Origin of the sequence: Ruegeria sp. HKCCA5763 (genome assembly GCF_013034545.1) — a bacterium.
Lineage (GTDB): Bacteria > Pseudomonadota > Alphaproteobacteria > Rhodobacterales > Rhodobacteraceae > Ruegeria.
In genome coordinates, this window is the sequence record NZ_WQGF01000004.1 from 339,163 (window position 1) to 363,504 (window position 24,342).

15 protein-coding genes, 1 tRNA gene and 1 pseudogene are annotated in these 24,342 nt (G+C 52.9%); 8 read left to right on the forward strand and 9 right to left on the reverse strand.

Translation table 11 applies throughout. The features are described 5' to 3' along the window. Positions 1–34: 34 nt before the first annotated feature. The 3 genes from GOV89_RS09980 to GOV89_RS09990 all read left to right on the forward strand — a co-directional run bounded on the left by GOV89_RS09980 (position 35) and on the right by GOV89_RS09990 (position 6,388). Positions 35–1,900 (forward strand): PAS-domain containing protein, encoded by a 1,866-nt coding sequence (locus GOV89_RS09980; protein ID WP_371810634.1) that lies wholly within the window; start codon positions 35–37, stop codon positions 1,898–1,900. Beyond that, positions 1,900–2,601, forward strand: a complete 702-nt coding sequence (locus GOV89_RS09985) for a response regulator transcription factor (protein ID WP_171238070.1) — start codon at positions 1,900–1,902, stop codon at positions 2,599–2,601. Before GOV89_RS09980 ends, GOV89_RS09985 begins: the two co-directional genes overlap by 1 nt. Positions 2,602–3,394: 793 nt before the next feature. Beyond that, entirely contained in the window at positions 3,395–6,388 is a 2,994-nt protein-coding gene (locus tag GOV89_RS09990) for a glycoside hydrolase family 99-like domain-containing protein (protein ID WP_171238071.1), read from the forward strand. A gap of 1,023 nt (positions 6,389–7,411) precedes the next feature. Here the strand turns inward: GOV89_RS09990 and GOV89_RS09995 are convergent. After that, positions 7,412–8,689, reverse strand: a complete 1,278-nt coding sequence (locus GOV89_RS09995; RefSeq protein WP_171238072.1) for a glycoside hydrolase family 99-like domain-containing protein — start codon at positions 8,687–8,689, stop codon at positions 7,412–7,414. A gap of 1,221 nt (positions 8,690–9,910) precedes the next feature. On the opposite strand from GOV89_RS09995, the gene GOV89_RS10000 reads away from it, so the two are divergent. Next, positions 9,911–10,774 carry a glycosyltransferase family 2 protein gene (locus GOV89_RS10000; protein WP_171238073.1) on the forward strand — a complete coding sequence of 288 codons (864 nt, stop codon included), beginning with the start codon at positions 9,911–9,913 and terminating at the stop codon, positions 10,772–10,774. 132 nt (positions 10,775–10,906) lie between these two features. Here the strand turns inward: GOV89_RS10000 and rfbA are convergent, their stop codons facing one another. From rfbA to GOV89_RS10025, 5 genes and pseudogenes are all read right to left on the reverse strand, one after another. After that, the gene (rfbA, locus tag GOV89_RS10005; RefSeq protein WP_171238074.1) at positions 10,907–11,773 is read right to left on the reverse strand and encodes a glucose-1-phosphate thymidylyltransferase RfbA; all 867 of its coding nucleotides are present in this window, start codon (positions 11,771–11,773) and stop codon (positions 10,907–10,909) included. A 17-nt stretch (positions 11,774–11,790) separates the two neighbouring features. Next, on the reverse strand, positions 11,791–12,654 hold the full coding sequence (gene rfbD / locus GOV89_RS10010) for a dTDP-4-dehydrorhamnose reductase (protein WP_245223156.1): 864 nt from the start codon (positions 12,652–12,654) through the stop codon (positions 11,791–11,793). Then, positions 12,651–13,691 carry a dTDP-glucose 4,6-dehydratase gene (gene rfbB / locus GOV89_RS10015; protein ID WP_171238075.1) on the reverse strand — a complete coding sequence of 347 codons (1,041 nt, stop codon included), beginning with the start codon at positions 13,689–13,691 and terminating at the stop codon, positions 12,651–12,653. The genes rfbD and rfbB overlap by 4 nt, the downstream gene beginning before the upstream one ends. Then, positions 13,688–14,257, reverse strand: coding sequence for a dTDP-4-dehydrorhamnose 3,5-epimerase (gene rfbC, locus GOV89_RS10020; protein WP_171238076.1), 570 nt, complete (start codon positions 14,255–14,257; stop codon positions 13,688–13,690). The genes rfbB and rfbC overlap by 4 nt, the downstream gene beginning before the upstream one ends. 112 nt (positions 14,258–14,369) lie before the next feature. After that, positions 14,370–15,130 (reverse strand): annotated as a pseudogene (locus GOV89_RS10025) (IS5 family transposase). Between the two features lie 531 nt (positions 15,131–15,661). Here GOV89_RS10025 and GOV89_RS10030 point away from each other — a divergent pair. Both GOV89_RS10030 and GOV89_RS10035 read left to right on the forward strand, forming a co-directional pair. Next, positions 15,662–18,631 carry a rhamnan synthesis F family protein gene (locus tag GOV89_RS10030; RefSeq protein WP_171238077.1) on the forward strand — a complete coding sequence of 990 codons (2,970 nt, stop codon included), beginning with the start codon at positions 15,662–15,664 and terminating at the stop codon, positions 18,629–18,631. A gap of 79 nt (positions 18,632–18,710) precedes the next feature. Then, positions 18,711–19,085: a hypothetical protein gene (locus GOV89_RS10035; protein WP_171238078.1), complete on the forward strand. Its 375-nt coding sequence runs from the start codon at positions 18,711–18,713 to the stop codon at positions 19,083–19,085. Between the two features lie 93 nt (positions 19,086–19,178). Here the strand turns inward: GOV89_RS10035 and GOV89_RS10040 are convergent, their stop codons facing one another. Beyond that, the gene (locus GOV89_RS10040; protein WP_171238079.1) at positions 19,179–20,369 is read right to left on the reverse strand and encodes a glycosyltransferase family 1 protein; all 1,191 of its coding nucleotides are present in this window, start codon (positions 20,367–20,369) and stop codon (positions 19,179–19,181) included. A gap of 1 nt (position 20,370) precedes the next feature. Then, positions 20,371–21,624 (reverse strand): hypothetical protein, encoded by a 1,254-nt coding sequence (locus GOV89_RS10045; RefSeq protein WP_171238080.1) that lies wholly within the window; start codon positions 21,622–21,624, stop codon positions 20,371–20,373. Positions 21,625–21,893: 269 nt separating this feature from the next. Between GOV89_RS10045 and GOV89_RS10050 the strand changes: the two genes are divergently transcribed. Continuing rightward, on the forward strand, positions 21,894–22,181 hold the full coding sequence (locus GOV89_RS10050) for a transposase (protein ID WP_171238081.1): 288 nt from the start codon (positions 21,894–21,896) through the stop codon (positions 22,179–22,181). Between the two features lie 396 nt (positions 22,182–22,577). On the opposite strand, the gene GOV89_RS10055 is transcribed toward GOV89_RS10050, so the two are convergent. Continuing rightward, positions 22,578–22,668: transfer RNA gene (locus GOV89_RS10055), tRNA-Pro, on the reverse strand. 577 nt (positions 22,669–23,245) lie between these two features. On the opposite strand from GOV89_RS10055, the gene GOV89_RS10060 reads away from it, so the two are divergent. Then, entirely contained in the window at positions 23,246–24,337 is a 1,092-nt protein-coding gene (locus GOV89_RS10060; protein WP_171238082.1) for a Gfo/Idh/MocA family protein, read from the forward strand. The last annotated feature ends 5 nt before the right edge of the window (positions 24,338–24,342 follow it).

Here is a 24,342-nt window from a genome sequence, read left to right on the forward strand (position 1 = left end):
AAACTTGGACATAACGGAAAAGCGCATAAAGGCGATGACCACGGCAGGGCTGAACCTTATCGGTCAGGCGCTTTCCATTTATGACAGCAAGTTGCAGCTTGTGCTCAGCAATCGCCGGTTTCAGGAAATGTTCGATTTACCGGACGAGTTGGTTCAACCCGGGGCTCCGTTTCGGGATACAATTCATTTCCTCGCCAGCCGTGGAGAATATGGACATGACGAGAGTGTCGAGGACATGGTCAATCTGCGGGTCAAGCAGGCCCTGGCGTTTGAACCGCATTACATGGAGCGGGTGCGGCCCAACGGGCAGGTTGTCTCAATCGAGGGCGCTCCGTTGCCTCAAGGAGGATGGGTCGCGGTCTATACTGACATCACGGGCACGCGGCGCGCCGAAAACCTGTTGCGGGCGCGATCAGAGGAACTGTCGGAACAGTTGCTCGGGCACGCCGAGGAACTATCAGCGACCAACCGCAAGCTTGCAGCCACGATCGCGGCCTTGGAAGAAGCGAAAAGGGAACTAACCGAAATTGAAGCCCGAACGCGCCTTGTGACCGAAATGATGCCTGCGCATATCGCGCATTTGGACAGTGACGGGCTTTATGACTACTCCAACCGACGTCTGAGTGCGGTCATGCCGGGGCGTCCGTCCGATATTCTTGGCCTGCATATTTCCGAGGCGCTGGGTGAGGTCGCTTTTGAGCGCGTGGAAAGCCATTTGCAAAAGGCTTATGATGGCGCGCCTTCAGTTTTTGAGTTTACCGAAGATCAGGATGCTCGTCGCATCCGAGTTTCGTTCACGCCGGATGGGGCAGGGGGTGTCTATGTGATGTCCGTGGACATTACCGAAGAAACGCAGGCACGGGTCGCCTTGCAGCAGACTCGTCGCCGGGCGATGGCAGCCCAGATGACCAGCGGCCTGGCGCATGACTTTTCCAACTTGCTAACGATTATCCTTGGGATGCAGTCCAGATTGGACAAGATGGACCTGCCGGATGAAGCGCAAGAACTGGTTGCAGCCACTCAACAAACAGCGCGTCGGGGTGGGCAGTTGCTGAATCGTATCGCAGATATGACTGGCAACCGTACGCCCCAGCCGCAGGCCACAGACATGCGCGGTTTGTTGGAAGATCTGCGTATTCTGGCCACCCCATCCCTGCCGCGTGACATGGGGCTTTCTGTTGTGAACACTCTTCCCGATCAGGCACTAGTGTTGGATCCAGGGATGGTCCAGGACGCGTTGCTGAACCTTGTCCTGAACGCGCGAGATGCGTGCGGAAGCACGGGTCAGATCACCATCAGCGCACATGCGATTGGCAAGATATGGGTCGAAATCACAGTGTCCGACACCGGCCCAGGATTTTCGTCCGAGGCGTTGGAGAAGGCATTGAACCCCTTTTTCACGACTAAAGGCAGTGACGGGTCTGGTTTGGGCTTGCCCATGGTTTATGACACGGTGAAACTTGCCGGTGGTGATCTGAACCTCAGAAACACTCCATCCGGCGCATCGGTCGTGTTGCGATTGCCATATCGTTCCGCTCCACCCTCTCAGGATGGCCTTGTGTTGTTGGTGGAAGACAGCGACGAGTTGCGAGGTCAGTTCCGAGACATGCTGGTTGAGCTTGGTTTTTCAGTCATAGAAGCCAATTCGGTGGATGAAGCCCTAACGCTGCTTTCGAATGTAGAGGATATCGCGATGGTGTTGTCCGACATCCGCTTGGAGGGAGGGGGCTCGGGCCTGGATCTTCTGCGGCAAATAGGCTCTGGAGTGCCGTGCATCCTTATGACCTCTCTACCGAATTCTGATCCGCTGTACCAACAGGCGCTTGCGTTGGCGCCGGTGTTGCGTAAACCGTTTTCACAGGCTCAATTGTCCGCACTGATTCAAGCTAAGGCCGCCTGATGACCCAACCTTTGGTGACCATTCTCGATGACGAACCCGAGATACGACGTATCCTGACCGACGTCTTGGAGGATGCCGGGTTCCGAACACAGAGTTTCTCTCGCGCCCGAGAGTTCGAGGCGGCACTGAACCGCGTGACGCCGGATGTCTGTCTTGTGGATCTTTCCCTGCCGGATACCGATGGGTTGGCGCTGGTTCATCGTCTTGCTTTGGAACAGGGTGCTGCGGTGATCATCATATCTGGTCGGGCACAGGTGCAGGATCGCGTGACTGGGCTGGAACTTGGGGCTGATGACTACATAACCAAACCGTTCGATCCGGCGGAAGTGGTGGCCAGGATCCGGGCCAGGTTGCGTAACCCACGCAGTCAGACTTCGCATTCGGACACCGCTATTTTCAACGGCTGGATTGCACATTTTGACCGCTACGTTCTTGAGGATGGCGCCGGTGCCGAAACGCCTTTCAGCCATGCAGAAGGAGAGGTTCTGAGGCTATTCCTCGAAAGCCCCAAGCGTCTTATCAGCAGAGCGCAAATGCAAGAATCGTTGGGCGGTGCAGCAGGAGACAGTTTTGACCGGGCCATGGACGTGCGAATTTCCAGGCTTCGTACCAAACTTGGCGAAGACCCAAAGAATCCTCGCCTTATAAAAACGATTTACGGCGCTGGTTACATCTTTCTGGGCGATGTAGAATGGACGTAACAGAAATCTTGATCTGCAAAAAACGTTTGACGCCGGGAAGGAGGTTGCTGCTGCCGACCAGGGTGATTGATATTGAGCCAGTGAAAGGACTTTTGCTCGCGCCAATATTTTTGTCGTTGACCTAGTGGGTGGGGTAGTTTCCATCGAGAGCAGCAGTTGAGACAACGCATTGTGATGTTGTGATCAGCTTGGAGGCTGATGCTACTGCCGCCCAGATCGTTGAGATTATGCGGGCTCTTTCGAGGTTACTTCGCGGTTGCGCAAGGTTCGGATTCTTTTAGCCCAGTGATCCGGTCGACTACTGCAGAGGTCACCACGGTCTGGCGGTTCCGTTGAAACGTCATTTGCACCCAAAGTTTTTTGAGGTGTTCACCTTTCGCCTCGAGTGCTGCTTTCACGCACATTCTTCCGGCTCGGAGGTGGTCTATGTGCAGTTTCAGTTCTTACAGTTTCTAGGTCATGCGCAAACGGCTATAGCTTCAGGAGCTGAGACGGTATTATTCCCACGTCGTCGCCACTCTATGAATTTAGCTTAAAACCATTTTCCCGCGAGGACACTTTCTGCCAAAGGGGCGCGGGGCATACGTACAATAAATGAATCGCACCTTTTCTGCGCTTGGAATTCCAGTAAAATAAATATGTCGGTCGCCGAGACTCAGTCTGCAAAAGCCTAATCAGTGGCTCGCAGTACTGGTAGCAAGAGGCTGTTACCCCGGCAGGCACTGCTGTGTACGGCACATTTTGTGGAATACTTGCGACTTTCACGACGAAGAATTGCTAGGACAGAATTTCAATGACTAAGGGCGGTAAGGATAAACCTAGGAAGCCACCAACTGATGGCAGGTGTTATCTTCCTGAATTGCAAGGTACTATAGAACTAGAACATATGCATCGGTATCAAATAGCCCGCAGTCTAGCCAATGAATTGGACGTTCTGGACATAGCCTGTGGCGAGGGCCATGGAACTTTTTCTATTGCCGAAAATGCTAAGTCTGCCATCGGGCTCGACATAAGTGCGTCGGCTGTTTACCACGCAAAGTCAATTTACCGTGATCCTCGTCTGTTCTTTCGCGTCGGCAGCGCCACGGATATTCCGCTTTCAGATTCTTCTGTAGATATGGTCACTTATTTCGCGACCTCTGAACATATAGGACCGCACGACCGTATTATGCAAGAATTGCGTCGTGTACTTCGGCCCGATGGGTTGTTGCTGATATCAAGCCCAAATATGCTAGAGCACTCGGACAAATCCGGGAATGATAGGCTGCTCCATTTAAAAGAGCTTTCTAAAGACGAATTCGTAGAACTTGTAGGCCGCTACTTTCCAACCACACGCCACTATGGCCAACGTCTGAGCATGGCCTCGCTCATTGCGAACGACCAGAGCGCACCATTTCGCGTATTAGCCCAAGGCCATACCCAGGATGGCGTTTCGAATACTCGTTATGATCTTGTTATTGCCTCTGACGGTGAACTGCCAGAGCTGCCGAACTCGATCTTTGAGATTTCCGATGTTCCGCGGGAGCACTATTTCGCCGAGGAGGCACAAATTCGCGCGACAGACCCCAATGAAAAGCTGATCCATGCAACAGGCAAGCAAGAACAAAGATCAGTCGAGGAAGATACTCTCAGCAAGCTCAAGGGAGCCTTGGCAGAGCGCGATGAGATCATTTCCAATCTCATGGAAAATCTTCTGAGCACAACGAGTCGTGCAAATGAGGTTTTGCAAAGCAAATTTTGGCGTAACACCAGCTTAAGTCGTCGTCTGTCAAATAGCTTGCGTGAACGCCGGGGACGACCCAGGAAAATCTGGCCGGAAAAATTTGAAACACCCAAACTTGTTGAGCGTATTCTGGCCGGTGACACCAATGTAAATTTAGTCCTGCAAGATCGGCGCGCTAGTTCGGCGCAAGGGGTTATCCCACCTTTCGGTCGCTACGGAAAAGGACCAGATCTGCCCGTTGTTCAATATTCTCAGGTGCGGGAAGACTTTATCGACTATATGCCTAACGAGACGCTCGAAACCGTTGTAAAAGCCATTGCCTTTTATCTCCCGGAATTTCATCCTTTTCCCGAGTATGATAAATTGTCGGGCAAACGTTCCAATAAGTGGGCCAATGTAAGTAAAGCATATGCCCTTTTTGCAGGACACCATCAGCCACAATACCCGATCCATTTGGGATACTATGATCTAAGCTTTTCTGAGGTAATGGAGGAGCAGGCGAGGTTGGCGCGCAATTATGGCGTGTCCGGGTTCGCATATTATTTATATTGGTTTGGGGGCAAGCCGCTTATGGAAAAGCCGCTAGAAGCAATGCGCAACAACCCCAACGTAGATATGCCGTATTGCATGATCTGGGCCAACGAAAACTGGACCAGCCGCTGGGACGGATTGGATCAGGAAATTCAAATCGATAAGGACCATTCGCTGGAAGACTCACATGCGATGCTTGAGTATCTTGAGAGCTTCATGAAGGACCCACGATACATCCGTGTCAATGGGAGACCCCTGTTCATCGTTTGCCGGGCACACCTAATCCCCGACTTCAAGAAAACAATTCAGATGTGGCGGGAACAGGCAAAAGAGATGGGCCTTAAAGACTTGTACGTCGTTTCCCCGCTAACTGTCGATAGCGGGACGCCGGAAGAGCTTGGACTAGATGCGGCCATACAATTCCCGCCCCACGCTGTTGACGCAAAGAGTGTAACCAAACTCGTCGACAATCTTGAAGAGGGATTTCAAGGCGGTATATATGACTATGGTGATATTGTGTCCAAGGAGGTCCGAAAGAAACCCTCGGCGAAAAAGACCTTTCGAACAGCCATGTTGTCCTGGGACAGCACTGCACGGTGGGGTTTGAAGGCATCGATATTCACTGATTTCAGCCTGACCAGATACAGCCAGTGGCTATCTGCGAATGTTGAAAACACTGTCAAAAATCCTGACCTGACGGACGATGAACGTATCGTTTTCATAAACGCATGGAATAATTGGTCAGAAGGAACTCACCTGGAGCCTGACCAACGCTACGGGTACGGATATCTGGATGCCACTCGGAAAGTACTAGCTAACTATGACCCTATCGCGGCACCTTTCTTGCGACCTGAGATTCCTGAAACTACGGAGGCAAAGTATGCCATTTGCGCTCATGTGCATTACGCGGATACGTGGTGGGAATTGAAGGAACTCATCGATGAACTGCCTAGGGGTGTGGTTGACCTTTATGTAACGGTCACAAGTCTGGAAACGGCGCTGACTATTAGTAATAGCTTGCCGGAAGCGCATGTAGAACTCGTAGACAACCGGGGCCGGGACGTTCGCCCGTTCCTTTTAACAATGAAGCGCATCGCGCATTTGAACTACCGGGCGTTGTGCAAGGTGCACGGTAAGAAATCAGCATACCGAATCGATGGGGATACAATCCGCAAGAGCACATTGAGTGCGTTGATCGACAAGTCGGCTTTCAAAAAGTTTGAAGCTGACCCAAGTCTTGGAATGCTGGCGCCGCACCAATCAATTCATAAACACAATTCAACTAATATGCGTCACAATCGTGAAAATGTTAAAAAAATAGCTCGTCAGATAGGAGTTAAATACGAAGATGGACAATTCATTGCTGGAACCATGTTTTGGATCACGCCCGCAGCTATTGAACCTTTGTTAAAGCTGGATATTAACGATTTTGATATCGAGCGTGGGTTGGCAGATGGCACCCTTGCCCACGCTGTTGAGCGAATATTCGTCAACCTTGTGGAGACTTCGGGATTTCGTTTGGAGTCTTTTTGAGATCGATTAATTGGTGTTCCCAGTAAGAGGAGGTGAAATTGGGTTTGCGGCGTTGATACTCTTGCCCGATAGGAGCAGAGTAGTTTTTCTCCTTGAACCCCTGCGGGTTTGCCGAAGTTTGGTTTCACTTAGTTGCCCGGCCACATCTGATCTTTACAGAGCGACGTAGAAGTTTGCTTCTGCTTCGGCTGGTGCGACATTCCCTATGGGTTCCAACTCAGCGAGCGACGACTATTAAACCACTCCACCACTTCCCATTTTTCACAACACCAATGCGCCATCAAGACTACCTGGGAATGCAGGGCCCGTTATATGTCGGAATGCTCAAGGGCGACGGGCGGGTTTATCATCAGACTTGAGTGATAAACAATTGTAAGGCGGCGTGCGCTAAACTCTAACGCTCCAAGACTCTAATAACGGGCGGCGACCTGTTCAACGCCCGGGTTCTGCCGTTTTATACCCAGCAGGACCTGCGAGTGTTAAGGATCGTTACCAAGTGGGGCATATATTTTTGTTATCCGGCCGACAAGTAGGGCTTCCGGCTCCTCCTTGCGATCAATGACATTCAATACACCAAGACCAAGGTGATATCCCGCCAAACAAAAGGCATTTCTAGGGGTTCCGTAAGATGGTGTTGCGGTAGCTCTGCGAAGTTGCGCTCCGCAAGAAACTATATGACAACGCTGAGGCGTAGCAGGCCGATCTGAATGAACGGCTTAATCACCATAAGAACGAACGCACCCGTCGGCGGTAAAACGCGTCGCGGCAGATCCCTGTTCTAGACTATGACCACAGTCAAGGGTATCTGGAAGGAAAAGCTCCTGAGCCAAACTTTACCTGACATACGCATTCGACAAGGCGACCAACTGTCAAATCAAATCAGAAACACTGCACTTTAGATCACTGGTTTTTGAGCCATTAACTGCAATGGTTTGAACCTTTTCAGAATTGAAATGTAAATCTGTGTTCGTCGTCGTGGAAAGCGAACTGAGTTTTCAATAATATACTGCTAAGCCTTCGTATTTATCGCTTTTTAGGCAGGGCATCATAGGTGGCTTGGAGATATGCAAATCCATAACGTTGGTCAGGCTCTAGATGCGTTCCTTCTGCCCATTCGTTCCATGCGTTGATGAAAATGATTTTTTCGTCAGCGTTGTACTTATCTTGAGAAAGAACTTGATTTCCCAAATGGGCCGTCCAGCGTTTGTAAGCTTCAATCGAGAACCTGCCCATTATGCGCGACGCATCCTGGTTGCGAGCTGTATTGTCCCATGAAAGGGTAGATGACCTAAAAAGCTTATAGCCTGGTTCGCTCTTGTCAAGTTCGGCATCTACCACCGCCTCATAGTCTAGTATGGCCCCAGTAAACTCAGGGTTGTAAACCTCCATTTCGCCGGTGATATCTGTGCGCTTCACCTGTTGGGGCGGGAACTCCAAAGCCGCATCAAAGCCAAGTTGCTCGGGATTTCCGATGTCAAAGGTCTGGGCTGCAATAAGATAGAGGTCCGGCTCTCCCCAGCGCTGCGCTTCCTGCCGCCAAACCTTTGTCGTTTCCTGTATGTCAGGAATAATGTTTGCTCGATAAACGATGAACACGGGCCTTCCGTTTATTCGGATATAGCGCGGATCTTCTATATACTTGCGGATGTGTCGTAAGAGACTCACTGAGTCTTCTATCGAGTGGTTCTGTGCGATCAGAACATCGTGCTCGCGTCCGTCCCAACGCCGAGTCCAGTTCTCGTTGGCCCAATTCAAGCAGAAGGGCATGTCGGCGTCAGGGTTGCCCAGCATTTGCTCTAAAGGGCCCTCCATCAGGGTCTTCCCACCAAACCAATAATAGTAGTATGAAAAACCGCCGATCCCGTAAGCTTTTGCGATCCGGGTCTGTTCGACCATAACTTCAGGCAACCGCAAGTCATAATAGCCCAAGTGTATAGGACAATGCGGTTGGTAGTGTCCGGGGAAGTTCGGAATGGCCTTGCCAACGTTTGTCCATTCAGTGAAACCTTTACCCCACCAATCATCGTTTTCCTTAAATGGATGGAATTGGGGCAAATAGTGTGCGATTGCCCGCACAGCAAGTTCGGGTTTTGGCTGCGGATCGAATGGAACAAACTCATCAGCTCGACCTGAACCGTCAAATCCCTGGCGACCAAGCTGCTGGTTGTGTGCGGTTGTTCGTTTGGGGTCTCTTTTCTTCGCCGAATTTCGAAATCGCCGGGCTGCGCGTGACGAGATCGGACGGCTGAGTTTTGACGCCGCAGAAAGCAGATAGAATAGCAGGGTATCTTTGATGGGCATGGATATTCTCGTACTAAAGCGTCTTAGGCCGCTTGTGATTGAGACCGCTTTAAACTCTTCGGATTAATCAGATTGTGGCCGCTTAGTTATTCGTACACAGTCGTTGATTTTCAATGATTGATCTCCCGTATGACTTACTTTGTTTGAACCTCCGCTTACCAGTCTTTAAGCGAGCCGTCACTGACCGGTTTCCGCAATAGGCGAAATGCCCTTTTGGGCAATTATTAACTTGCACTGTAACGACTGGGCTTCGCGGACCCTTTACTGGTTTTGCTGCGGCTCGACTTTTCAAGCATTCCCAGATTAGACCAATGCGTCAGCTTTGATCCATGAAGCGCCGCAAGAGTGGCATCCCCATATTCCCGCTCGGGCTCTAAATGACAACCTCCCGCTCACTTGTTCCATACGTTTACATAAACAAAATGTTTCTGGTTGGGGAAGTCCAGAGCGGTTTGCCGTAACACACCTGACGACAAATACTCGTAGCTTTCATGAATGCCGTTCAACGCTTCAATCGCGTTTCCCTGCGCCGGGCTGTGTTGTCGCACGATAGAAAAACCGACCGTTGAACGCCGTTATTTAGTCCATACTCGTGGCGAAGAACCTGTTCACCCTTCGCCAAGAAACCCACGCACATGCATTGGAAGTTCTGGTGTAAATCCACCTCCGCTGGAAGGTTGATTGCGTCAATTCTATATGGGGGAAACTCAACACCGGAATTAAATCCGAATGAGACGCAATCCTAATTTCGGTGAGTCAGCGCGTATGTTAGGTGAATTTCAAGAATCCTAATTGTCGCGCAACAACCACGCCAAACCTCCACGGTTTTGCCTAAGTTTGCCTGCCAAAACGGCTTGATGTCAGTTTCTAGCAGCCTACGGCACCGTTTAAGTCGAGGTTAGGGGCATGCATGAACAACTGCTGCTAATTGAGAGCAACACTTAGTCCAGCGACAGTCTTCCAAAGTGAGCACAGCGCAAATCGGCGGTAAAGTGCCAACTGTTGACCCTGTAAACTTAAAGTTCGAATGCTGTTTCGGGTGAAAAGCTAGTCTGTTGTTTCGTTAAGTAGAGTTGTTTCGGAATGACTAAGGCAACCCATTTGTTTCAATGGGTGATAGTGCAGAGACCACGAAATCGCCTTACCGCAGCGGGGGTTGACCCCGACAATGATTGAGTCGATGAACTGATCACCCTTCTCTTGTTTCCTCGGCAGGTAAGATTGTCACAGATCACGATCATAAGTGTTTGCTTCAACAGCGGCGGTGTTTTGCCGGAAATGTTGAACTCCATTCCGAATGGCGTACCCACTGTATTGGTGGATAATGCTTCAGATGATGTTGAAGCGGTACAAGAACTGGCCGAAACGCATGGGGCAATTCTGCTCAGAAACAAAGAAAACAAGGGGTTTGGTACGGCTTGCAATCTGGGCGCTGAACACGCGCAGACCGATCTGCTTTTGTTTTTGAATCCGGATTCGAAGCTATTGTCCGGCGCGCTGGAAGCGATGAAGGCAGGAGCGGATCGTTATCCTTCCGCATCGGCCTTTAATCCAAGGATCCTGAGTAAATCCGGAAAACCAAGTTTTCGCCGTTCCAGCGTGATTACACCACGCAGTGAAATGCTGCGCTCGAAAAAAGCTGAAGGTGATCTGGAACTTCCAGTTCTTCTTGGTGCAGCGTTATTGGTTCGCCGTTCTGCTTTTGAGGCCGTTGGTGGGTTTGATCCGGAAATTTTCCTATATCACGAAGACGATGACCTAAGCCTTCGGCTCAAGGCGGTTTGTGGACCCTTGTATTATATTCACGACGCGCAGGTGACGCATGTTCAGGGCACATCTTCGCCCAGCAGCGCTGCGGTTGCCGGGTTGAAGGGAGTGTTTATGGGGCGGTCCAGAGTTTATGCGGCCCGAAAACACAAGGTTCCTTTTGCCTTCACTCGGGCGCTTGCCTCTGCTGTTTTGCAGATGCTGTCTCCGGTCGTCCTGTTTTCTGCCAGAAAACGGTCAAAGCAACGTGCATTTTTGCGCGGAGTATGGCAGAGCCGAAACGTTCATCCGGTCCCCTTCAAATCTCCATCGGCATGAAAATACGCTGCAACTATACAAGCGTGATTTTAAAACAAATCTCTCTAAGAGAATGCACCTGTTAGGCAATCCAAAGCGCAATCACCCAAGCCTATAGCTTTGGCTCTTCGACGGCGCGTTGGGGTTTCCTTTCTAGTCGAGCAACTTCTTTAGATATGCTCCATAGGTGGATTTGGCGAACAGCCGCGCGCGTTCTTCCAATGCGGCATCGTCAATCCAGCCGTTGACCCAGGCGATTTCGTCGAGGCTCCCGGTCTGCATACCCTGACGTGCTTCGATGGTTCGAACAAAGTTACCTGCATCCAGCAAAGAGCCGTGCGTGCCGGTATCCAGCCAAGCAAAGCCGCGCCCCATGGTCTGGACGTCCAGCAAACCCTCCTGCAGGTACATCTCCAGCAATGATGTAATCTCCAGTTCGCCACGTTCTGAAGGTTGAACTTCGTGCGCTCGTGCCGAAGCATCACCGTCAAGAAAATAAAGCCCTGTCACCGCATAGTTTGATGGAGGAACTTCGGGTTTTTCGATGATCGCGCGCGCTTTGGTGCCTTCAAAATCCACCACCCCATAGCGTTCGGGATCGGCTACGCGATAGGCGAAAACAGTCCCGCCTTGTTTCTGTGCGTCCGCTTCCAAAAGCAACCCAGGCAGTCCGTGACCAAAGAAGATATTGTCTCCCAAAATCAGGGCAGATGGGGCGCCGGCCAGAAAGTCCTCGGCCAGAGTATATGCCTGTGCCAGACCGTCAGGGGATGGCTGGACAATCCATGTTATGGACAAACCATACTGGCTGCCATCGCCCAACATGCGTTGGAACTGATCCAGATCCTTAGGTGTTGTGATGATTGCAATCTCGCGGATTTGCGCAAGCATCAGAACACTCAGAGGGTAGAAAATCATCGGCTTGTCATAGATCGGCAGCAGTTGCTTGGAAACTGCCATGGTGATCGGATAAAGTCGGGTGCCGGACCCTCCGGCAAGAATAATGCCTTTACGTTGCATGCTCTGTCCTTTCAGGGTCAGCCAGTTGCTGAATTCAACTCGCGCAAAACGTCGCTCAGACCAGTTTTCCACTCCGGTCTACCAATTCCAAACACAACGTTCAGGCGATCACAGTTCAAACGAGAATTCAGTGGTCTTGGGGCTGGGGTAGGGTAGTCCGTCGAGGGGATGTCTTCGATCTGAGTTGTCAGGCCTGACTGCACAATGATTTCGCGTGCGAAGTCCGCCCAGCTGGCATAAGGAGCGCCGGCAAAATGAAATAGCCCGCCTTCAGTGCCTGCTTTGCTTTTCGCCATAACAAGAAGAGCATCGGCAATGTCAGCCGCGGGTGTTGGTCCGCCGATCTGGTCAGCAACAATTGTCAATCTGTCGCGGGTTTCGGCAAGTCTGAGGATGGTTTTGACAAAATTATTCCCATGGGCCGAAAACACCCAACTTGTTCGCAGAATGGCGTGCCATCCTCCCGCTTGAGCGATCTGGCGTTCTCCGTCCAACTTGGTTTTGCCGTAAGCGCCTAAAGGTGCTGTAGGGTGATCGGTTGTCCAAGGGGTTGTGCCAGATCCGCCGAATACGTAATCCGTTGAGATATGCAGAAAGGGCAGGCTCCGTGCCTTGGCTGCGCGCGCCATTGCTCCGGGCGAGTCTGCGTTAATAAGTTGCGCAAGATCGAGGTCTTCTTCGGCCTTATCCACTGCTGTGTATGCCGCCGCATTGATAATGACGTCGGCATCAGTACCTCGGATAGCGTCCGCACATTGCGAAGGATTGGACAAATCCGCCCCTGCACGACCTAAAGCCTCAACCTTGACATCATGGTGTTGTGCACGGCGGCGCAGTTCGGTCGCCACCTGACCACTATGGCCAAAAACCAGTGCTTTCATCGACCGGTCCCCAATCGCTCGCCTACACCACTGCGTGCCTGTAAGGCCTGCAACCAGTCTGTGTTATCCAAATACCACTGAACAGTTTGTTCAAGCCCGGTTTCAGGAGTGTATGACGGGCGCCAGTTCAGTTCCTCGCGGATACGGGTCGGGTCGATGGCATAACGGCGATCGTGACCCGGGCGATCCGTGACAAACGTGATTAGATCACTGTAGGGCGCAGAGCCCGGTTTCAGCCGATCCAGGATTTTGCACAGCATCCTAACGAGGTCGAGATTGGTCATCTCGTTTTCACCGCCGATATTGTAGCTGCGACCAAGTTCGCCTTTGTCCAGCACCAACAGCAGTGCTTCGGCGTGATCTTCGACATGCAGCCAGTCGCGAATGTTGTCGCCTTTACCGTAAATCGGGATTGGTTGCCCGGACAGGGCATTCAGGATCACCACGGGGATCAGCTTTTCCGGAAATTGGTAGGGCCCGTAATTGTTAGAGCAATTCGTCAAAACAACAGGCAGGCCATAGGTTTCCCGCCAGGCGCGTACAAGGTGATCCGACCCCGCTTTTGACGCGGAATAGGGCGAATTTGGTTGATATGGGCTGTCTTCGGTGAAAAAACCTCTCGCCCCCAGTGACCCAAAGACCTCATCCGTTGAAATATGGTGGAACCTGAAACCTTCCGGCCGGCCTGCGTTTTGCCAATAGGCGCGCGCGGCTTCCAGCAAGACGTAAGTACCTGTAATATTTGTGTCGATAAAGGCAGCTGGCCCATCGATTGAACGGTCCACATGGCTTTCTGCAGCCAGATGCATGATTGTATCGGGCTGGTGCTTGTCCAGGATAGCGGACATTGCCGCGGCATCGCGGATATCTGCATGTTCAAAAGCATAAGCCGGTGATTGGGCAACCGAAGCAACATTATCCAGGCAGGCAGCATAGGTCAGCGCATCAACATTCACGACGGAATGTCCGTCTACAATAGCGCGTCGAATAACGGCAGAGCCAATAAACCCAGCCCCACCAGTGACAAGAATTTTCATCGAGCAGCCTCAAAAACAAAAGGGGATTCCAAATCACGAAGACAAGGCGCAATCTTGTCTTTCTCGGACAGCTGGGGGGCTGAGTTACTGCTTGGCCAGTCAATTCCGATTTCAGGGTCATCCCAAAGGACCGCACCTTCTTTCTCCGGTGCATAGGTGTCGGAACATTTGTAGACGATCTCGGTATCCGGCTCCAAGGTCACGAAGCCATGTGCAAAACCTGCGGGGACCAACAACATCCGCCCGTTTTCAAAACTCAACTCTTCTCCGACCCAGTGGCCAAATGTTGGTGACCCATTGCGAATATCCACGGCCACATCAAAAAGCCTGCCACGCCCGCACCGCACAAGTTTCGCCTGTGCACGGGGAGGGGCCTGAAAATGCAGTCCGCGCACAGTGTTCACCGCGCTTGAGAGCGAGTGATTGTCCTGAACAAACTGCGTGTTTACTCCCGCAGCGGCAAAGCTTTCTGCATTATAGGTTTCTTCGAAGAACCCTCGATGATCGCCAAAACGTCTCGGGGTAATTAACTTCACGTCCGGAATGGAAAGCGCGATTATTTCCATCTTTTTAATTTCTTCTCTTTAGTCGGCCTTTATGTCTCAGAAGCTATGTCACATGTGGTCTGGATTCGCCACATCCCATGTTCGAAAGTAGGCAATTTATTAGGGTCAGGAATCATTTCGGTAACCAGAATATGACGGCGACGGTGATGCAAATGGCTGACAGGAACAGGTCTCCGCATCTGTCGTAGCGTGTCGCGATGCGCCGCCAATCCTTTAACCTGGCAAAGGGGTTCTCGATCCTGTGGCGCTTGCGATAGAGCCGCTTGTTGTATGTCGAAGGCTTGGTGCGCTTGGCTCTTGACGGGATGCAAACGCGCATCCCCAAATCCTTCAACGCGGCCCGAAACCAGTCTCCGTCGTAACCCTTGTCCCCCAGAAGCCGCTTTGCCTTTGGCAGATGGGCCAAAAGGACGACAGCCCCTTTTGCATCACTCATTTGGCCGGGCGACAGAAAGGAGGTTAACGGGCGGCCTCGCCCATCTGACACCATGTGTAGTTTTGAATTCAGGCCGCCCTAGGTGCGCCCGATGGCTCGGGGTTTGATCCCCCTTTTGAGAGACTTACCGAGGTGCGGTGCGCCTTGAGATGAGTGCTATCGATCATGATTGTGTCGCCGTCACTGTCTGGCTGAGCCAAATCACTGAAGTTATGAGCGAAAACACCTATGCGAGACCACCTGACAAAGCGGTTTTAGAGGGTTTTGTGGGGGCCATAGATTGGCGGTGCATCCCGCCACTGCAATCCGTTGCGCAAGACATAGATGATACCGCTCAGATCGCGCCTGTCATCCACCTTCGGTTTGCCACGTGATTTAGGAAAGTGTGGCCGAAGTCGCTCCATTTTCGCTTCGCTCAGCCAGAAGTAATCGCTCATGCCGCCCTCGTCTTTAGGACGCGTGAATCACGTGGCGCTGAGGCATTCCAGCAGGTTTATGGGTCCTGACCCTAGAGGTTTAGCTTGGCATGTAGATTATTATACCGCTTTTTGATCACTTTGAAACGATTACCTGGGGCAGCGCAAAGAAGCTATCGGGTGCGAGTGCGGCAACCCATCACCGGATTATCATGTCATCTTTGTGTTCTTTGATCGGAGCCCTCACCATACATCATGATGTAGCTCAAAACAATAACACACAAAAGACCATAGACGACCCTTTACATAACCGTTCGTCTAAGATTTACCCTTTCATGCGGCCATATCTCATAGGCTCTCAACATCATGTCTCGACTTGTATTCAATCCTAATGGCAAGCCACGCGGTTGGGTTCGAACATTGCTATTTGTCGGCAGGACTGCACGCCCCTTTGCGAGGCGCGTGGTCTTTCACAAGTCCGGAAAGCCTCGTGCACGCTTTGCCCCATTTATCGAGGGAGCCTTCGACCACAGTCCGAGCCAAGGATCGTCTTTGACAAGCGATGCGGACTATCAAGTCCTCCATGCTTCGCCGTTCCCAGAGAAGGCACGTTTGTTGATTTTTGTTGCGTATGCCGCCGGGGGTCGCCTTTCAGATCTCCATCGTTATCAGGTCGATAGCTATCGGGCGGCTGGTTTCTCTGTCGTCCTCGTCGCAAACTGTGTCGGGGTTTTCAAATGCACCGAGGAAGATTTGGAGCGTTTTGTGTGCATCCTGTCTCGGCCCAATCGTGGTTTTGATTTTGCTGCATGGTCCTGCGCTGTTCGATTCATCGGTGGTTTGAACCATTGCAAAGAGGTTAGCTTCACCAACGACTCTATCATCCCCACGTCGCAAGAGGCATTGCGCAGTATGTTAGTGAGACACGACCGGAGGTCTGACGATGTACTGTTTCTGACGCGCAACAACGAGTTGCGTCCGCACTACCAAAGCTACTATTTCACGTTCAGAAATAGAGCGATGGAAGGTCCCGCGTTCGACCTACTTGCAGACATGACTGAATACGATTCGAAATGGGATTTGATCAACCAAACCGAAATACACCTGTCCGACCGTTTGAAATCGCTTGGACTGACGGTCGGTGCATTGTTCGACCACAAAGACCTACTAAATGACCCGGCCAATGTCACGATTCACAGGTTTGTGGAACTAGTCGAACGTGGTTTTCCGTTTGTAAAGGCGACCTTGACAACTGAAGGCGGCGTCGACCTCGACGATCCTCGCCTAAAGTGCGTACTTACCCCGCAAGTGGTACATCTCTTAGGAAAACACATCAAGTGTCGCGGGGAGGCTACCTACGAAGACTTACCGATGCGAAACGTCCCGCCTGCTCATACGTCAGATCATCACGGCCTAATCGACTCTGATGGCATTCAGGTGTCGTGGAATCACTCACCTAGCTCTTGTGGGCATCTTGTTGTGCCATTGGCACGCGAGTGTGGAACAACCCCCTTTTCAACACTTTCTCAGACACGCATCCTTGCAATCGCTCACTGCTACTATGTCGAAGTCGCAGAGAAATTGCTTAGGCGATTAAAGCCTTTGGGTGTGGATGCTCGCATTGTGCTTACGACCGATACTCTGCAAAAAGCAAAGAAGCTAAACGATTTTGCGGACCGTGAAGGCATAAAAGTCATCGTCGAGGTTCATGAGAATCGCGGTCGCGATGTGATGCCTTTTCTGGCCGCCCTTGCGCGGCATCACGCCAACGCTGACGCCGTCCTGCACTTACATACAAAAAAATCGCTCCATGATAGTGAGCTTTGCGACTGGGGAGATTACTTGTTTGAAAGCCTAGTGGGTTCTGCCGAGATTATATCGTCGAACCTTGATATCCTGCAGCAAGAGGGCGTTGGCATCGTTCATCCCGCGCACACAAATACCATTAAAGGTCGGCTGAATTGGGGATACAATTTTCAATCTGCACAAGAGCTGATGGCAAAACTCGGCATTCTCATAACAGCGGATCAAATCCTTGACTTTCCGGCAGGTATGATGTTTTGGGCTAGGCCGGAGGTACTGCGTCCGCTTTTGAATTTCGACCTATCCACAAAAGACTTTCCGGAAGAGGCAGGTCAGGAAGACGGTACATTGGCCCACGCAATCGAGCGATCGCTCACCTTTTTGGCCGAAAGCCTTGGTTACTCCAGTGTATCGGTCGTGGCAGAAAGTAAAACAGATCAAGCTTCCGGTGTCGCCATGTCGGTGCGTCCGTCAGAGCTCGCTGTAACTCTCAGGCGAATGTCCAAACGTATCCTACAGAGCAGGCGGCGGGCGACCAAGTACTATGATGTAGCGCAGCAAGTGTACCCTGTTGCGACCGCATCCGATCCTACTGATCGACCGAGACTCAACGTGATAATCCCATCACTGAAGCCCGATCAAACTTGTGGCGAAATTTCGACGGCACTGAAGGTCGCAATGCAGGTCTTCTGGGAAATGGGCGACGCAGATATACGCTTCGTAGTCACCTCGACCGACGTCGACAGAGCATCGCTCGCGACAGCCAGCGAATTGGTCGGTCGTCCAGTTCTAAAAGCACGGGCAGGCGATATCAACTCCGGAGCGAGCGTGATCTCTTCAAGCGATGATCGCTATGATGCGATGAGACTGCGAAAAAACGACTATTTCTTCGTGACTGCTTGGTGGACCGCCGATCTCGCTTTTCGCTTGATGGCCGATCAGCATGAAATATACGGGACCCAGAACCGACTAATTTATCTGATACAAGACTATGAGCCGGGATTTTACCAATGGGGAGAGGCGTTCGCCAGCGCAGAAGCGACCTATGGTCGGGCAAAAGAAACTATAGCGATCATCAACTCTGAAGAACTGGCGAATTTCATGACTGAGAAGTATCGTTTTTCATCGGTTTCTCGCCTACCGTGCGAGATTAACCCAGAAATCGCGTCTAGCCTAAAGCCGACCCCCAAAGGAAAAACGATTTTCGCATATGGGAGGCCTGGAACGCCGCGAAACTGCTTCGGAACGCTCGTGGAAGGGCTTAGAATTTGGCAGACGCGCGATCCGGGCAAGAATTGTACTTGGCGGATCGTCTTCGCAGGCGAGGCTTTTTCTGAGGTAATGATCGACGAATTGGAAAATGCTTCTTGTGCAGGCAAACTGACCCTTGCTGATTACGCGGCTCTGCTGAGCGAGGCAAGCGTCGGAATATCGTTAATGCTTAGTCCACATCCGAGTTATCCGCCTCTCGAGCTTGCTATGGCCGGAGCGCTTGCTATCACAAACGATTACGATCATAAGAACATGTCGGAGCGCAGCCCAAACATTATAAGTATGCCATATGTCTCGCCTGATCGCATTGCAGACGAACTCGAACGCGCGACAGAGATCGCCCAGATTGGCAATTCCTTTCAACTTTCTGAAATCACCTGTCCCGCATCTAGTATTCCTGTGTTCGACCCAGCGGAAGTAGCGCGTGCTCTGCTCTCGACCAGTTGAAACTAGCCACGGCCAGGAGGCCATCGTCAGCACGGAGTCCGCTGGCCAGCACGGCACGTCTTGCCCCGAGTTTCCACAAATGGATAACCCGGTCAGCCCCATGGCCCGGCGCCGGGAAACGCTCGATACCGTTCTGGTCGAGCGCGACCACACTATTGCCGACTTGGACGCCACCCTGGCACGACTGCAGCATGATCACGCGGCTATGTCCCAGAGAAACGCGGCGTTGGAGGCAGAGCAAAAGCTGCGCAAGGTTGAGATCTTCAAGCTGCGCAAGAAGCTGGCGCAGGCCCGGGTTCATGTCCCGCGCACCGCGAAAGAGTATGTTGCACACAAGGTGCTTTCGGCCCTGATGCTGTCACCGCTGCCCCTGGGATCCCGGACCTGCGACCGCTTTGCCCGCAGCGTGGCAAAACGCGATTCAAGGCGCTCGCTCGACTGTTTGCTGGGCTGACGGACAACACCACGCCCCGCCATGGGGCGCGAAAATCTGCTGACGGATCATTCCGTGCTTGCGTGCTTCGGACACCGTCTTGAGAGACATGTCTTACGATGCCGGGGCTTCCAAGGCGGCAAGGATGCATTCGGTATTGCGGTCCCAGCCATACCGGGCTGTCACCGCTTCGGCGGTATGCATAGCGTTTTGGGCAAAGGCTTTGGTCTCACGCACCCGGGCGATACCTGACCTGAGCGCCTGGTACCAATCGCCATTGTCGATCACCATGCCTTGCTCCAGCCCGTGGATGGCCCGTTTGAACGTATAGCTGCGTGACGCAATGGTGTAGCTGCCGACAATGGCCGCCTCGAAGAACTTCAGCTCACTTTTGCAATTGGTGAAATCATTGAGCTGGAGGGGGGCGATGTTGATGTCGACCTCGGCAATCTTGACTTGGAGATTCAGCCAGTCCTGCAGGTCGATCTTGTCGACGCGGTCTCCGAACCGGGCCAGCCGCTCGTGCCCGCTCATGAAGCCAACGATCCGCACCGCAACACTGTCGTCTTCGTCCATCAACTGGATCAGCGCATCCAGCGCCGCCTGGAAATCCCGGTTGTGTGTCGGAGAGCCGCTGAAATAGCCGATCATGACACGCTTGCCGGGGTCGAAGCCGCGCGTGGCCTTAGCGGCCAGCAGGCGCGCCGAAACCTCTTGCTGACGCTTGTTCAGGAAGTTCGGAATGATCGACACCGGCCCCTGGCACGTCGCGGCCAGCTTTTCGGCTAGGAACGGGTTCGTGGCGATCCCGCCGTCGCATTGCTGCGCTACCGCTTGGATGCGGCCAACATAAGCATACCAGTCATTGAGGTGCGCCTCCCAATCGAAGGGCTGGTCGTTGTTGACCGATACAAGCTGCGCATAGCGCAGGTCGAACACCAGATCATCGCAGTCCATCAGGACGCGGACCCCGTGCGCCCGTGCTGCCGAGATTAGGTCCGACACCGACCGCGAGATCTTCGTCCGGGTCAGAACCAAGGTGGTAAGCTGTGGCAGAATCTGCCGCAGCGACGCGATCTCGGATACCGCAAACCAACTTGCTCTGATCCCGCTGTCAGGCGATGCGCGCAGCGCCTCAATGACGTTGAACACCCGATAGCGAAAGGTGCTCGTATCGGGCGTGTCGTACACGTAGGCGACGCGCTGCGCTGTTCCAGACAGCACCTCAGCCAGCCGCACGGGCAGCGTTTCGACTTCCCACGGTGTGCGAAAAAAGACGGGCTCGGGCAGGAGATCCTTGTACATGTTAGCCTTCTGCGTCGCTGAGCTCTGCCAGGCGGTCGATCACCGGCGCAAGGGCCGCGGTCCAATCGCGGTTGATGTGATCGCCATCGAGGTTGCGCGCCACGGCATCGGGGTCGTCCGCCAGGGCCATCAGGCGCTCCATGCCATCCAGTAGCGAATCCATGTCCAGGTCCGCCGTCACGATGTTGTTGGAATACATCTCGAGCCCGGTCTTGAGGCCGAACCGGTTGCTCAGGACCGGGATGCCCATCGCCGCTAGGTCGAGCGGAGGATACGAGGGGTGCGGCGTATACATCAGGCTCAACCCGGCATCCATGTCCTGCTGAAAGCGCATGTAGTCCTGCCACGGCATCGGATCGTGATAGACTGCGGACAGCCCGTTATCGAACAGCAGGTGTTCCAGGTCGCGCCCGACCAGGTGGACCTCCCACTGTACCGGGTCGATCACGCCACGCAGCGCCGCCTGGTTGAGCAGGGCCATGCCGGTGGCATACAGGTTGCGGGAGTTGTTCGGCCGCGCATAGAAGAACAGCTTGCGCTTCTCATCGCTCGCACGCTCGGGCCGGGGCGCCCGGGGATAGTGAAAAGCCGGTTCGAAGGCCATCGACCGCGTTTCCAGACCGGGAACGGCATCATCTCCAGTCGTCAGATGCCGGTGCAACAGACCGGAGTTGAGCACAACAAAACCAAAGGGTTCAGCCAGTGTTTGGCTACACATCAAGTGGTCGTCGCTCAAGGGGTAGAACATGCGTTCGTCTTCCTGAAGCAGGTAGACGATACGGTCGGCGGGAACACTGTTGAGCAGGCAGCGCGCGCTCCACCACGAGGTGGCCAAGAACAGGTCACGATCGCTCACGGCAATCTCGGCCGCTCCGACATGAGGGGTATGGAGATCAGGGGCATGGAGATACTCGACCGCACCGGAAAACTGAAGGTCGTTGACCGCCAGCACGCCGGACAGCGCCGTAGTCACTGGGGTTTCGGTCCGGGTGACGATGCGCAGATCGGATTCCGTGCGTTCGGCCCATTGCGCGGCCAGGATCAGGCCCGTGGCCACGCCGCCGAACAGGCTAGTGGGGCCGACGCTGTCGGTCACGAGGGTGATCCGACGCGGCGGCGGGTTACTCGTTTCGGGAAACATCGTAAGCGGGCGCAGCGACTGCCACCGGTCATCCAACCAGTTCTGGACAGTTTTATTCTCGACGGAATAAAACCAGACAGCATGCTGTGGCCGCACCTTACCGTTCTTCTTCAAAACCACCCGTCGAAAGGTTGAGCGCGGGTTCCCACTTTGGTCTATTAGGAGCCTGCGCAACCAAGGTCGTGGATGACCATTCTTTCGAAAACCAAGACGTCTCAAGGATATTCTCATGATATATTCTAAACATGAACGGCTTTATCTGCTGAGCCGGTGATGTCAAGTTCTATTGGACTGGCAACGCCGATCGAATCAACGCCAGTAGTATTCGTGTTCTGACTCCAAAAAACTGTGCCACTATATTGCCCGCGCGAGGGAAAGTTGGCATGGCGAGGAAGCGACATTTCGACGAAGACATCTTGAAGCTGCTGTGTGAGATCGAGCTGAAGCTCAATGCGGGCGAAGACGTGGCTTCGGCGTGCCGCGGTGTCGGGATCAGCGATGCGAGGTATTACAGCTGGCGGAAGCGTTTCGGCGGGATCGGACGCGCTCAGTTGTCGGAGATGAAGAGCTTGGAGAAAAAGAACGCGCGGCTAAAGAAGATCGTCGCCGAGCTCGAACCGGACAAACTCATTGTCAAGGAGAGCGTGAACTATCTAAAGCACAGGGCCTGACCACAGAGGATCTCCGTCAGGCCGTCATTCACACACGCCAGAAACTCGCCACGTCCGAGGGGCCGACGGGCCGGGTGATTGGTCTCGCGCGGAGCTCGCTGCAATACCGGCCGACACCGAGAGATGACGATGCGCTGCGATAGCCATATCGGCCGTACTGCTTGGCCACCTGGATCATAGCCGGCACCAATCATCGCAATCTTCATGTTAGACCCTTGCTATTCGACACGGTCGCTAGGTGATTTGTGTTAAGGGGAGGCCAGCCTCTCTTTGGTATATACATCGAACAAGGAGCCCAAAACAAACGAGTACGCACAACTCTCGACTGGCGGTGTCCGTAGCGGTGCCCCGCACGACGGCCGCAAAAGTTCAAATCCGCTAAGCTGTTGGAATTATTGGTCGGAGTGAGAGGATTCGAACCTCCGACCCCTGCCTCCCGAAGACAGTGCACGGGCGGCTGTTTGTCTGACGCTGACTACACTGCACGTCTTCTTTGCACTCACTTCACTGAGCAAGAACGTCCATTTTGTCAATGACTTGAGTGTTGCACGCCGTACAATGAAGTGCAAGACGCGACGTGTTCAGCAGTGCACGTGCATGTACGGCAAACACACGATTTGATCGGCCAAATAAGGTCAGAAGTGTTACGCACTGCAGCGGTAAAACCGGAGCACGTGTGAACGATCCCTACTAGACTTCAGAAACACTCCCCCGCCCTAAACCAAAACCCCGTTCCCTGTGCGGCGGCCCTGCTGCGGTAATGTCGAACGTCCCTCAGCATAGCCCTTTGATTACCCAACCTATCCAACTTTTATCTTGAGTTCAGTTTTTAGGAGTATTTCCAAACGAGACCCGGGCCCCCTCCTCTTAGGCAAACTCCCGAATTAGGTTGCCGCGGTTGGATAGGTCGGATCCCGACTTAGGACGTCACGTCCGAGCGTCGTTCTGATTTAGGTCTCCAACATAGTTCCGATTGACCTACAAGACATAAAGCCATACAACGGGTTCGGTTTGTGACATTGCTCTGCTGCCGGTGGAGTGGGTTTATTAATTTGGACGTTCGAATGGAGAATAAGTTGAGCAAAAAGTCGAATCTTCTGCTCATAGGCCCCGGATTGATAGGTAGGAAACACGCTGAAATCATTCAACAAAATCCGGGCGCTCGTCTCGCTGCCATCGTTGCCCCAGACCGCGGCCAGAACCGCACGTTTGCCGATAGCTGCGGAGTTGAATTCTTTTCCGAATTGGATCAAGCCTTTGAAGGCGGTGGGATTGATGCCGCAATAGTTAGCTCGCCTAACGCGTGGCATTTCGAACAAGCGATGGCCTGCATCGATCGGCACATTCCGGTTCTCGTTGAGAAGCCGATCACAGATGATCTCGCGTCTGCTCGCAAGCTAGAACAGGCCGCCGAGCAGAAGGGTGTCCCTGTGCTTGTCGGTCACCACAGGACGCACAGCTCTCTTCTCGCGCCGGTAGAAGAATTCTTGAACTCGCCCAGCTTTGGCCAGCTAGTCTGCGTAAGCGGAACCGCACTGTTTTACAAACCTGAAGATTACTTTCTCGAAGGCGAATGGCGCACTCGTCCTGGCGGTGGGCCGGTCCTGATCAATCTCATCCACGAGATCGGGATGATGCGCCATTTCTGTGGTGAGATCGTCTCTGTGTTCGCCTTGTCTAGCAACGCAGTTCGAGGATTCGATGTGGAAGACACGGTAGCGCTCACATTCGCGTTTGAGGGTGGCGCGATCGGCTCTTTCTTACTTTCTGACACGGCGGCCAGCTCAAAGAGCTGGGAAATGACGAGCGGGGAAAACCCAGCTTATCCGAATTATGCAGACGAGAGCTGTTATCACTTCGCCGGCACAATGGGCTCGATCGACTTCCCGAGCATGCATGTACGAAGCTACCTTGGGAGTGCAGGAGCTTCTTGGTGGCTTCCATTTCAAGAGAACAAACTGGAGGTGACGCGTAGCGATCCGCTGGAAAGCCAGTTTGCGCATTTCCTGCAAGTAATTAGGGGTGAGACCCAGCCAAGGGTATCGGCTCGAGACGGTTACAAGAATGTCCTGGTCATCGAGGCGATCAAGATGTCGCTGGAAAGTCAGCACAATGTTCTAATCGAAAACCTTGAAAGCCAATTGGTATACGGATAAATTTC